Origin of the sequence: Bariatricus sp. TF06-38A, from assembly GCF_027690675.1 — a bacterium.
Taxonomy (GTDB): Bacteria; Bacillota; Clostridia; order Lachnospirales; family Lachnospiraceae; genus Allocoprococcus; species Allocoprococcus comes.
In genome coordinates, this window is the sequence record NZ_JAQFCE010000003.1 from 55,956 (window position 1) to 68,692 (window position 12,737).

Annotated in this window: 13 protein-coding genes; all 13 read left to right on the top strand. The window is 46.6% G+C overall.

From position 1 onward, the window contains the following. Positions 1-4: 4 nt before the first annotated feature. The 13 genes from PG418_RS04090 to spoIVB all read left to right on the top strand — a co-directional run bounded on the left by PG418_RS04090 (position 5) and on the right by spoIVB (position 12,681). Positions 5-640: a SpoIIIAH-like family protein gene (locus PG418_RS04090; protein WP_008369281.1), complete on the top strand. Its 636-nt coding sequence runs from the start codon at positions 5-7 to the stop codon at positions 638-640. A gap of 68 nt (positions 641-708) precedes the next feature. Further along, a complete protein-coding gene (locus PG418_RS04095) occupies positions 709-2,301 on the top strand; it encodes a peptide chain release factor 3 (protein ID WP_498837096.1) in 1,593 nt (530 codons plus the stop codon). 320 nt (positions 2,302-2,621) lie between these two features. Continuing rightward, positions 2,622-3,005: an Asp23/Gls24 family envelope stress response protein gene (locus PG418_RS04100; protein WP_008369274.1), complete on the top strand. Its 384-nt coding sequence runs from the start codon at positions 2,622-2,624 to the stop codon at positions 3,003-3,005. Positions 3,006-3,018: 13 nt separating this feature from the next. Beyond that, positions 3,019-3,411, top strand: a complete 393-nt coding sequence (gene nusB, locus PG418_RS04105; protein ID WP_008369272.1) for a transcription antitermination factor NusB — start codon at positions 3,019-3,021, stop codon at positions 3,409-3,411. Between the two features lie 9 nt (positions 3,412-3,420). Next, positions 3,421-4,686 carry an exodeoxyribonuclease VII large subunit gene (gene xseA / locus PG418_RS04110; RefSeq protein WP_498837154.1) on the top strand — a complete coding sequence of 422 codons (1,266 nt, stop codon included), beginning with the start codon at positions 3,421-3,423 and terminating at the stop codon, positions 4,684-4,686. A gap of 4 nt (positions 4,687-4,690) precedes the next feature. Further along, entirely contained in the window at positions 4,691-4,927 is a 237-nt protein-coding gene (gene xseB, locus PG418_RS04115) for an exodeoxyribonuclease VII small subunit (protein WP_008369268.1), read from the top strand. Beyond that, positions 4,917-5,807, top strand: a complete 891-nt coding sequence (locus PG418_RS04120; RefSeq protein ID WP_055155885.1) for a polyprenyl synthetase family protein — start codon at positions 4,917-4,919, stop codon at positions 5,805-5,807. The genes xseB and PG418_RS04120 overlap by 11 nt, the downstream gene beginning before the upstream one ends. 14 nt (positions 5,808-5,821) lie before the next feature. Next, positions 5,822-7,702 (top strand): 1-deoxy-D-xylulose-5-phosphate synthase, encoded by a 1,881-nt coding sequence (dxs, locus tag PG418_RS04125; RefSeq protein WP_498837155.1) that lies wholly within the window; start codon positions 5,822-5,824, stop codon positions 7,700-7,702. Positions 7,703-7,708: 6 nt separating this feature from the next. After that, positions 7,709-8,542, top strand: a complete 834-nt coding sequence (locus PG418_RS04130; RefSeq protein WP_008369262.1) for a TlyA family RNA methyltransferase — start codon at positions 7,709-7,711, stop codon at positions 8,540-8,542. A 6-nt stretch (positions 8,543-8,548) separates the two neighbouring features. Then, on the top strand, positions 8,549-9,385 hold the full coding sequence (locus PG418_RS04135) for an NAD(+)/NADH kinase (protein ID WP_195255481.1): 837 nt from the start codon (positions 8,549-8,551) through the stop codon (positions 9,383-9,385). Positions 9,386-9,388: 3 nt separating this feature from the next. Next, complete coding sequence (gene argR / locus PG418_RS04140; protein ID WP_008369259.1) at positions 9,389-9,841, top strand: arginine repressor; 453 nt, start codon at positions 9,389-9,391, stop codon at positions 9,839-9,841. 12 nt (positions 9,842-9,853) lie between these two features. Continuing rightward, entirely contained in the window at positions 9,854-11,530 is a 1,677-nt protein-coding gene (gene recN / locus PG418_RS04145; RefSeq protein WP_173686272.1) for a DNA repair protein RecN, read from the top strand. Positions 11,531-11,610: 80 nt separating this feature from the next. Continuing rightward, the gene (gene spoIVB / locus PG418_RS04150) at positions 11,611-12,681 is read left to right on the top strand and encodes a SpoIVB peptidase (RefSeq protein WP_022220248.1); all 1,071 of its coding nucleotides are present in this window, start codon (positions 11,611-11,613) and stop codon (positions 12,679-12,681) included. Positions 12,682-12,737 lie beyond the last annotated feature (56 nt).

The window sequence follows — 12,737 nt, forward strand, 5'->3', positions numbered from 1 at the left end:
GCTAGTGAAAAAAGTATTTAAGAAAAATCAGATTGTGATTGCGGTTCTTGCGGTGATGATCGCTGCGGCAGGATATCTGAACTATTCCGGAAAAATTTTCGGCTCAAAAAACAAAACAGCAGAGACGGGAAGTGAGATGGCAAATAAGGAACTTCTGGATATTTCGGATCAGGATACAGGAGGTGACAGCTCCCTCCAGACAGCGGATAACGATCAGGTGGACGGAAATCCGGGAGAGGCGGTGCTGACAAATGGATCGGTCAGTGCGCTTGTAGCACAGGCAAAAGTGAACCGGGAGCAGGTGCGGGCAAAAAACAAAGAAACCCTGCAGGCGATCATTGATAATGCAGATATCGCAGAAGACCAGAAAGCAGATGCAGTTGCGCAGATGGTGGAGATGACACAGCGCGCCGAACAGGAGGTCGCAATTGAGACTCTGCTTGCCAGCAAAGGCTTTCAGGATGCGGTGGTAAGTCTTACCGAAGAATCCGCAGATGTGGTCGTTGATGTGGCGGATCTGTCGGATGCAAAACGGGCACAGATCGAGGATATTGTCACACGCAAAGCAGAGGTAAATGCTGCAAATGTGGTGATCACACCGATCCATGAAAGTACAAATACGAGTGAATCAGGGGATTGATATTATAGCAAAAATACCATATAATAAGAGTTTGAGTGACATTGAGAAAATAGTAGGAGTAGAATAACATGGCAGATTTTACGAATGAGATAAAGAAAAGAAGAACATTTGCGATCATTTCCCATCCGGATGCAGGTAAGACTACCCTGACAGAGAAGTTTCTGTTATATGGTGGGGCAATCAATCAGGCAGGTTCTGTAAAAGGAAAGGCAACAGCGAAACATGCGGTTTCAGACTGGATGGAGATTGAAAAAGAAAGAGGTATTTCGGTAACATCTTCTGTCCTGCAGTTCCAGTATGACGGTTATTGCATCAATATTCTGGATACACCGGGACATCAGGATTTCTCGGAAGATACTTATCGTACTCTTATGGCGGCTGATTCGGCGGTTATGGTGATCGATGGATCAAAAGGTGTGGAGGCACAGACAAGAAAGCTGTTCAAAGTCTGCGTCATGCGTCATATTCCGATTTTTACATTTATCAATAAAATGGACCGTGAAGCGATGGATACCTTTGAATTACTGGATGATATTGAAAAGGAACTGGGGATCGCTACCTGTCCGATCAACTGGCCGATCGGTTCCGGAAAAGAATTCCGCGGCGTATTTGACCGGAACAGCAGAGAGCTGGAGATTTTCTCAGATACCAAGAAAGGAACCTCGATCGGGGAAGTTGAGAAGGTTTCCATCGACAGTGAGGAAGCAAAGGGCATCGTAAGTGAAGCACAGTTCGCACAGCTGGAAGAAGAGATTGAGCTTCTGGACGGAGCGAGTGCGGAATTTGACCAGGAGATGGTCAGCAAAGGAGAACTCTCTCCGGTATTTTTCGGATCAGCTCTGACCAACTTCGGTGTGGAGACCTTTCTTCAGCATTTCCTTAAAATGACGACTTCGCCGCTTCCGAGAATGTCCGACAAAGGATTGATCGATCCGATGAAAGAAGAAGATTTCTCCGCATTTGTGTTTAAGATCCAGGCAAATATGAATAAGGCACACCGGGACAGAATCGCATTTATGCGTATCTGTTCCGGTGAGTTCAAGGCAGGCATGGATGTCTTCCATATCCAGGGAGGCAGGAAAGTCCGTCTGTCACAGCCACAGCAGATGATGGCGAGTGAACGCCACATGATCGATACCGCTTATGGTGGAGACATCATCGGTGTATTTGATCCTGGTATCTTCTCCATTGGAGATACACTGACCAATTCAGCGGAAAAATTTGCATACGAAGGAATTCCGACTTTCGCACCGGAACATTTTGCCAGAGTACGCCAGGTGGATACGATGAAGAGAAAGCAGTTCATCAAGGGAATCAACGAGATCGCGCAGGAAGGCGCGATCCAGATTTTCCAGGAATTCAACACCGGTATGGAAGAGATCATCGTCGGTGTAGTCGGTGTCCTGCAGTTTGATGTATTAAAATACCGTCTGGAAAATGAATATAACGTGGAGATACGTCTGGAACCACTTCCATACGAACATATCCGCTGGATCGAGAATGAAGAAATCAATATGGACAAGCTGGTCGGAACATCCGATATGAAGAAGATCAAGGACCTGAAAGACAGACCGCTTCTCCTGTTTGTCAACAGCTGGAGCATCCGTATGGTGCTGGAACGAAACGAAGGACTGAAACTTTCCGAATTCGGACGTTCCTAAAAAACTTTCCAATAAGGATCTTTTATGTTACAATGAACGCATAGCGACGAGCGCAGGGAAGGGAAGAAAGTGATCGGCTGCTCGCAGACGAATCACTTTCAGCCCAGACCTATGTGAGTGCAACGAACATCGAGGAACCGAAAGGTTCCGAGATGAGCGCGAGGAGCGTAAAAAAGCGCAGGGAAGGGAAGAAAATGATCGGCTGCATGCAGACGAATCATTTTCAGCCCAGACCTATGTGAGTGCAACGAACATCGAGGAACCGAAAGGTTCCGAGATGAGCGCGAGGAGCGGAAGAACCGCAGACAGGAGGACTTATAATGAGTAAAGAAGAGAGAAATACCTATAAGATAGAATCAGATGAGAACCTCGGAGAAGTACAGATTGCTGATGAAGTAGTTGCAATTATCGCAGGACTTGCAGCAATGGAGGTAGAGGGGGTATCTTCCATGGCAGGAAATGCAACCAGAGAACTGATCGCAAAGCTTGGAATGAAGAGCCTTTCCAAAGGAGTAAAGGTAGACGTGCTGGAAGGTATCGTTACCGTATCCCTTGCCCTGAACCTCAAATATGGTAGCAGTATCAAAGATACTACTTTAAAGGTACAGGAAAAAGTAAAGGCAGCAATCGAGAATATGACAGGTCTTACCGTTGCAGACGTAAACATCCGTGTTGCAGGTGTGGACATGCCGGAAGAAGAATAATTGGAGAGAGAACATGCGAAGAAGTAAAGTCAGAGAACATATATTTAAAATGCTCTTCAGCATCGGATTTGATGCGGCTGATGCAGACGAACAGATCGAACTGTATCTGGAACAGGTAGAAGAAGCAAGTGAGGAAGAACGCGGATATATGCGCAAAAAGGTCAAAGATATCGCAGCACACGAAGAAGAAATCGATGCGATGATCAATGAACATACAACCGGTTGGAAAACCGGACGTATGAATAAAGTGGATCTTTCTGTTCTTCGTCTTGCCGTATATGAGATGAAGTGGGATGACGAAGTGCCGGTCAAAGTAGCGATCAATGAAGCAGTTGAGCTGGCAAAGAATTTTTCAGGAGATGAGGGACCGGCATTTGTCAACGGTGTACTCGGAAAGCTTGCATAAGAATCAGAAATCATGCGAAATGTATATACTGTAAAACAGGTCAATGCGTACATTAAGAATATGTTTACGCAAGACTTTATGTTGAATCGAATTTATATCAAAGGGGAAGTGTCAAACTGTAAGTACCATACTTCAGGACATCTGTACTTTTCACTGAAAGATGAGTCCGGAACGATTGCCTGTGTTATGTTTGCCGGGCAGCGCAGCGGGCTTTCTTTTCGTATGCAGGAAGGGCAGCAGGTAATCGTGCTTGGAAGCGTCAGCGTCTATGAAAGAGATGGCAGATATCAGGTTTATGCAAAGGAGATCGTACTGGATGGTGCGGGACTTCTCTATGAAAAATTTATAAAGCTCAAAAAAGAGCTGGAAGAAATGGGAATGTTTGCGCCGGAATATAAAAAGCCGATTCCAAAATATGTGCGGACAGTTGGTGTTGTAACGGCACCAACCGGAGCGGCAGTGCGCGATATTATCAACATTACCAGGCGGAGAAATCCATATGTGCAGATTCTTCTGTATCCGGCACTGGTACAGGGGGATGGCGCGTCTGAAAGTGTGGTACGGGGAATCCGTGCACTGGAGGAAGCAAAGGTTGATGTGATGATCGTTGGCAGAGGCGGGGGGTCTATTGAAGATCTGTGGGCATTTAACGAGGAAAAGGTAGCGCGCGCAGCTTTTGAATGCAGTGTACCGGTTATTTCGGCAGTAGGACATGAGACGGACACGACGATCATAGATTATGTAGCGGATCTTCGTGCACCGACGCCTTCTGCTGCGGCAGAGCTTGCAATCTGTAATTACCGGGAACTTCTGGAAACGATCCGGACAGAACAGGAAAGGATGCACCGAAGTATGAGGAGAAAGATGGAGGTTGCATCACTTCATACAGCGCGGTATGCAGAAAAATTCCGTTACTTAAGTCCGTCAGGGAAACTTAAGTCCATGCGCCAGCAGCTTGCAGACTATGAGGAGCAGATCCCAAAAGCCATGCATCAGCGGTTGGAACAGGAACAGGAGAGGACCCGGAAAGTGCAGGAGATGCTGCCGCTTCTGATAGAGCGGAATCTGCGGGAAAGCCGTCAGCAGCTTGCAATCCGGATCGAACGGATGAAGGGACTTTCTCCGCTTGCCAAGCTGAACCAGGGCTTTTCCTATGTACAGGGATCGGAAGGAACCGTAAAGAAAGTAGCGGATGTAAAAAAAGGAGACTGGCTTCGGATTTATGTGACAGACGGGCAGATCGAGGCACAGGTAACAGATACCAAGAAGGAGTAGGAAAATGGCAGATAAGAAAAACGAGATTGCAGAAGAAATGCCGGAAGAATCTCTGGAAGAGCTTTTTGCAAAGCTGGATCAGGTGGCAAAAGAGCTGGAATCGGGAGATACTTCGCTGGAAGAGTCCTTCGGACTGTATCAGAAGGGCATGGAAATGCTGAAGCTTTGTAATGAGAAGATTGATACAGTAGAGAAAAAAGTGCAGGTGCTGGAAGAGAATGGAGAAATACATGACTTTTAAAGAAGAAATGAAAGAAAGAACAGAAGTGATTGAAAAGCTTCTTGTAAAATATCTGCCGAAAGCAGAAGGTTACCAGAGCCAGATCATGGAGGCGATGGAGTACAGTGTGATGGCAGGCGGAAAGAGACTCCGCCCAATGCTGATGCAGGAGACATACCGCCTTTTCGGAGGAGAAGGAAAAGAAATCGAGCCGTTTATGGCAGCAATGGAGATGATCCATACTTATTCCCTGGTGCACGATGATCTGCCGGCAATGGACAATGACGAGTACCGTAGAGGAAGAAAGACAACGCATATCGTATACGGGGAAGCAATGGGAATTCTTGCCGGGGATGCACTTCTGAACTATGCGTTTGAGACGGCGGTAAAGGCATTTGAAATCGCACCTGAAAAGAGTCTTCTGATTGGAAAAGCTTTAAAAATCCTTGCAGAAAAAGCCGGTATTTACGGGATGATAGGCGGTCAGGTCGTGGATGTGGCTTCCTGCGGTGTGGGACTTGATGAAGGCATGCTGAACTTTATCTATGAACTGAAAACCGGAGCGCTGATCGAAAGTTCGATGATGATCGGGGCACTTCTTGCAGGTGCAGAGGATGCAGAGCTTGAGAAAGTGCAGAAGATCGCATCGGATGTGGGGATTGCTTTCCAGATTCAGGATGACATCCTGGATGTGACAAGTACTACAGAAGAGCTTGGCAAACCGGTCCACAGCGATGAAAAGAATGAAAAAACAACCTATGTTACATTAAAAGGTTTGGAAAAAGCAACCAGAGATGTGGAAGTTATTTCACAGGAAGCACTGGAGCTGCTTTCCGGACTGGACAGAGAAAATGCGTATCTGACACAGCTGATACGGGAACTGATACACAGGAAAAAATAAGCGGGGTGGATGAAGTGTATCTGGAGCAGATTCACGAAGCGAATGATATCAAAAAATTAAATGAACGGGAACTGGCAGGGCTTGCAGAAGAAATCCGTACCTTTCTTGTTGAGAAGATCAGCAAGACAGGAGGGCATCTTGCGTCCAATCTGGGTGTGGTAGAGCTTACCATGGCAATGCATCTCTGTTTTCAGCTTCCGGAGGATAAGATGATCTGGGATGTAGGGCATCAGTCTTATACGCATAAGATTCTGACCGGAAGGAAAGAAGGATTTGATGGTTTGAGAAAATACGGCGGTATGAGTGGTTTCCCGAAGAGGAAAGAAAGTGACTGTGATGCCTTTGATACCGGTCATAGCTCCACTTCGATTTCGGCCGGACTTGGATATGCCAGAGGGAGGGATATCCTGGGACAGGATTATTCCGTGATTTCTGTTATCGGTGATGGATCACTGACCGGAGGAATGGCTTATGAAGCACTGAATAATGCTGCGGAGATGAAGACGAATTTCATCATCGTACTCAACGATAACCATATGTCTATTTCCAAAAATGTCGGTGGAATGTCCAGTTATCTCGGGGAGCTGCGCACTGCCCAGGCCTATACCGACCTGAAGGATACCGTGGAAAATGTACTTGGCAGTATTCCGTTTGGCGGTGAAAAGATGGTGCAGCATATTAAGCGCACCAAGAGCAGCATCAAGCAGCTTTTGGTTCCGGGAATGTTCTTTGAAGATATGGGAATCAAGTATTTAGGACCGGTGGACGGGCATGACCTGAAGGCGCTGCGCCGTGCGTTTACCGAGGCAAAAAGGGTAAAAGGACCGGTGCTTGTCCATGTACTGACGAAAAAGGGGAAAGGGTATCTCCCGGCAGAAGAAAACCCTTCCCGTTTCCATGGAACAGGTCCGTTTGATATCCAGACAGGAGAGCCGATTTCCAAAAGTGGAAAGGATTCCTGTACAGATGTGTTTTCCAAGGTTATGCTGGATCTGGCAAAAAAAGATGACAGACTGGTAGCAATCACGGCGGCAATGGAAGACGGTACCGGCCTGGCAGCATTTCACAGATACTATCCGGACCGCTTTTTTGATGTGGGGATCGCAGAGGGACATGGCGTGACCTTTGCGGCAGGACTTGCTGCGGCAGGATTGCATCCGGTATTTGCTGTATATTCTTCGTTTTTACAGAGAGGATTTGACCAGATGATCCATGATGTCTGTCTGCAGAAGCTTCCGGTCGTATTTGCTGTGGACAGGGCAGGACTTGTGGGAAGCGACGGGGAGACCCATCAGGGGATCTTTGATCTTTCTTATCTGTCAATGATTCCGAATATGACCGTCCTTTCTCCGAAAAATAAATGGGAACTGGCGGACATGGTGCGGTTTGCGGTGAGACTTGGAGCACCGGCAGCAGTGCGCTATCCAAGAGGCAGCGCATTTGACGGATTCCGTGAATACAGAGCACCGATCGAGTATGGAAAGAGTGAGCCGGTCTATGAAGAAGAGGATATTGCGATCATCAGTGTCGGACATATGTTTGAGCAGGCAGTTCAGGTTCGGAAGCGTTTGAAAGAGATTGGATATAACTGTACCCTGATCAATGCCCGGTTTGTAAAGCCGGTGGATGAGGAGATGCTCCGGAAACTGACGGTGGAACACCGGCTGATCGTGACACTGGAAGAGAATATCCGCAGAGGCGGATTCGGAGAATTTGTGACTGCTTATCTGGCAGGTCTTGAGACAGACGCAGAGGTTCTGAATCTGGCACTGCCGGATGACTATATCGAACACGGAAGTGTAGACCTACTTCGCAGTGAGGTGATGCTGGATATTGAATCCTGCGTGGCCAGGATTATCACTGCATATATAGCAGAAGAGAGCAGGAGGGATTGATAGAGAATGAAAGAACGGTTGGATGTATTACTTGTAAAGAGAAATCTGGCATCCTCCAGAGAAAAGGCAAAAGCGATCATCATGTCCGGCAATGTATTCGTGGACGGGCAGAGAGAGGATAAAGCGGGAACTTCCTTTTCGGAAGAGGTTCAGATCGAAGTCCGTGGACATGCACTTCCGTATGTCAGCCGCGGAGGACTTAAGCTGGAAAAGGCGATGAAGAATTTTGATGTATCCATGGAAGGAAAGGTATGTACTGATGTGGGATCTTCGACAGGAGGATTTACAGACTGCATGCTGCAAAATGGAGCAGTCAAGGTGTTTGCCATCGATGTGGGACATGGTCAGCTGGACTGGAAATTACGTCAGGATGAAAGAGTGGTCTGCATGGAAAAGACCAACATCCGTTATGTACAGCCGGAAGATCTGGGAGAACCGATTGATTTTTCATCGATTGATGTTTCTTTTATTTCGCTGACGAAGGTACTTCTCCCAATCCGCAATTACCTGAAAGAGAACGGAGAGATCGTTGCGTTGATCAAGCCACAGTTTGAAGCCGGACGTGAGAAGGTTGGGAAAAAAGGTGTGGTAAGGGAAAAGAGTACCCATATCGAGGTCATCGAAAAAGTAACCGATTATGCAGTATCGATCGGCTTTGAAGTAGCAGCACTTGAATTTTCACCGATCAAAGGACCGGAAGGGAATATCGAGTATCTGGTACATCTGAAAAAAAGGCCGGAGGAAGAGGCAAGGATTGTGGAGAGCGTAGACATTCGGGGGACTGTCGATGCTGCTTTTGACACACTTGCAAAAAAGGATCCGGCTGAGGAGAAGAAATAAAAAGACATGGAAAAGTTTTACATTATCACGAATGATATGAAGGATGCAAATCGGAAGATCACCGTGAAAATAAAAAAATGCATTGAATCCTACGGGAAGAAATGTTATCTGGAAGAGCAGCCGGAAAAAGGAAATTTTTCAAAGATCAAGATTCCAAAGGATATTGATTGTGTGTTGACGGTAGGCGGAGACGGAACCTTTATCCAGGCATCCAGACGTCTGTTCGGGCGGGATCTTCCGATGCTTGGAATCAATATGGGTACCCTTGGCTATCTGACCGAGGTAGAGGTGCAGAATGTAGAAGAGGCTGTAAAACAGCTCGTAGAGGGCAATTATACGATTGAAGAGAGGATGATGCTGTATGGATCCGCTGCATACCGCAATGTAAGGGATGTGGCACTTAATGATATTGTCATGACGAGATCCGGCAGCATGAAGATTGTTCATTTTAATCTCTATGTTAACGGAGAGTTTCTGAACTCCTATGATGCGGACGGATTGATCGTGTCCACACCAACGGGTTCTACTGCGTACAATCTGTCTGCAGGAGGACCGATCGTGGAGCCGACAGCATCATTGATCGTTGTGACACCGATCTGCTCGCATGCACTCAATTCCCGCAGTATCGTTTTCTCGGACAAAGATGAGATCGTGATCGAGATTGGTGCAAAACGGGAAAATCAGATCGAGGAAGCAGTGATTGCATATGATGGTGCGGATGAAGTCCCGCTTCATACCGGTGACCGGATCCGGATCAAAAAGGCGTGGGAGACAGCGAAAATCGTAAAACTCAGCAAAGTGAGCTTTCTGGAAACATTACGTGAAAAGATGAAAGGAAACTAGAAGATGAAAGTAAACCGACATGCCAAAATTGTAGAATTGATCAACAAATATCAGATTGAGACACAGGATGAGCTTGCTGAGTATCTGAATGAAGCGGGATTTAAAGTGACGCAGGCAACGGTATCCAGAGACATCCGCGACTTAAAGCTCACCAAGGTTCCGGCAGAAAACGGCAGGCAGAAATATGCGGTACTCCAGAGTGCACAGAACGGAATGACTGAAAAATATGTGCGCATTTTGCGGGATGGATTCAGCTCTATGGATATGGCTCAGAACATTCTGGTACTGAAAACGGTATCCGGTATGGCGATGGCGGTGGCTGCGGCACTGGATGCGATGAACTGGAATGAGATTGTTGGATGTATTGCCGGGGATGATACGATCATGTGCGCTGTGCGGACCGTAGATGATACGATTCTACTGATGGAAAAGATCAAGAAACTACTGGAACAATAGACAGGAGAAAGAATGTTACAAAATTTGCATGTAAAAAATCTGGCGCTGATCGATGAGGCGGAAGTGGATTTCTCTGGTGGACTCAATATCTTGACCGGGGAAACCGGTGCCGGAAAATCAATTATCCTGGGGAGTGTCAGTCTTGCCCTGGGCGGAAGATATTCAGCAGATATGCTTCGTAAGGGAGCCGATAAGGGACTTGTAGAACTGACCTTTTATGTGGAAAATCCGGAAACGGTACGGAAGCTGGAAGAGATGGATCTTTCGCCGGACGGAGGGCAGATCATTATCACCAGACGGTTTAACGGAAACCGAAGTGTGAGCCGGATCAATGGAGAGACTGTGACACTGGGGCGGCTAAAGGAAGCAGCCCAGGTTCTGATCGATATTCACGGACAGCATGAGCATCAGTCACTGTTATATAAAAAAAATCATCTGGCAATTCTGGATGCATTTGCAAAAGAAGCCGGAGAATGGAAGAAAAAAGTGGCGGATTCATACAGGGAATACCGCCGGCTGGAAAAAGAACTTAAGGAAGCCGATAAAGACGAGGCTGAGAGAGCCAAAGAGATTTCTTTTCTTGAATTTGAGATTGATGAGATTGAAAATGCAGGAATCACTGCGGCAGAATGCCAGTCGGTAGAAGAAGATTACCGGCGGATGATGCAGGGGAAAAGAATCGCAGAGAATCTGGAAGAGGCGTATCTGTATACAGCAGGAGAAGGCGGTATAAGTGCGGCAGAAGCGATCGGACGGGCAGTACGTGCGGCAGCTGTGGCGGCAGAACATGATGACAAATCGGGAGAACTGTATGAACAGCTGGTCGAAGTGGAGAATCTGATCGGGGATTCCGGGCGCGAGCTTCGCTGTTATCTGGACAGTCTTTCCTTTGAACCGGAACAGTTCTATGAGACGGAGAGCCGGCTGAATCAGATCAATCATCTGAAGGTCAAATACGGAGATTCGGCAGAGGCAATCCTGCAGCATAAGGCGGATGACGAGGAGCGCCTCCTGATTTTAAAAAATTATGATGAATATTTAAATGAATTAAAGGGAAAACTGAAAAAATCAGAGGAACGTCTGCAAAAAGAATGCGAGGGTCTGTCGAAGATCCGTAAAAAAGAGGCAAAGCTTTTGCAGGCAAAGATCGCAGAAGGACTTCAGGATCTGAATTTCCTGGATGTCTGCTTTGAAATTCGGTTTTCAAAAACCTCCGGGTACACAGTAGAAGGAACGGATGAGGTGGAATTTATGATCTCCATGAATCCGGGTGAACCGACAAGACCGCTTGCAACTGTGGCATCCGGCGGTGAACTTTCCCGCATCATGCTTGCAATCAAGGCAGTCATGGCGGATAAAGATGAGATCGAGACACTGATCTTTGATGAAATCGATGTGGGGATCAGCGGTCGTACCGCACAGAAGGTTTCCGAGAAGATGTGCCTGATCGGCAGGAAACATCAGGTGATCTGCATTACGCATCTGGCACAGATTGCTGCAATGGCAGATACTCATTACCTGATTGAAAAACGGGTGGAAGATCAGATGACAAAGACCAAGATCCGGCAGCTTGACGGGGAAGAATCTGTGCAGGAGCTGGGAAGGATCCTTGGAGGCGCAAAGATTACGGATGCGGTGCTGGAAAACGCACGGGAGATGAAAATTCTGGCATCCGGTTTGAAAAAATAAGATTGAGCACATACTAGAGGCAGGAGAAAAAATCCTGCCTTATTTTTTGCGGAATTTTAGGAAGGAAAAAGGGGTGTGTAATGTCGGTTAGAAGTTATCGGAAAATGTTAAGTGTGTTATTAGCGGTAATTGTGGTTATAGGAGGCGGCTATTGCTACAGGGAATGGCGGGCTGAGAAAGCGGAGAGGGAGGCTTCGGTCAGTGAACTTTCGGGAAACCTTCTGATTCCGGGAGGGATGCCGGTTGGGATCTATATGGAGACGGATGGCGTGATGGTGCTGGGGACGCAGGAAATTAAGGGAAAAGATGGGATCGGTGTGAATCCGGCGAAGCATCTGGTGAAGGAGGGAGATTATATTGTCGGAGTTGATTCTGACAGTATTTATAATAAATCTGAGCTTATCGAACGGGTTAAAAAATTATCGAATAAGTCCGTCATCTTACACATTCGTCGAAAAAAAGTGTATATTGATGTACAACTTCATCCGACAAAAGATGAAGGCGGGGCATATAAACTTGGAATCTGGGTGCGTGATAACGCGCAGGGACTCGGCACAATCACTTTTCTGAATGCGGATAGTGAATACGGTGCGTTGGGACATGGAATACATGATGTAGATACCGGCAAACTGATCGAAATGTCAACGGGAAGATTATATGATACCAGCATTCAGAATATTAAAAAAGGTGAGAACGGAAATCCCGGAGGGATGGAAGGGATCATTGTCTACAATCATTACAATATTTTAGGTTCGATTACTACAAACACAGAGACAGGGATTTATGGGAAATTAGACAGGATTGAGAGAATATTTGACAGCAAAGAAGCTTATCCGGCTGTGGCAAAGGAAGAAATTCAGGTCGGAAAGGCGTATATCCGCTGTGCGGTAAGCGGAAAGACAGAAGATTATACAGTCAGAATCACAAAAGTTGACCTGGATGCCAGGGAGGTGAATAAGGGGATTGAAATTCAGGTTACTGACAAACGGTTACTTAAACTGACCGGTGGGATTGTGCAGGGAATGAGTGGAAGCCCCATCATGCAGAATGGAAAGATTATAGGCGCAGTAACACATGTTTTCGTACAGGATGCGACAAAAGGATACGGAATATTTATCGAAAACATGCTGGAAAATCTGAAAAAAGATTGAAATATGCGAACCTTGTCAGATTTCTGCGACACAATTTGCTTGTATTCGCAGAATAC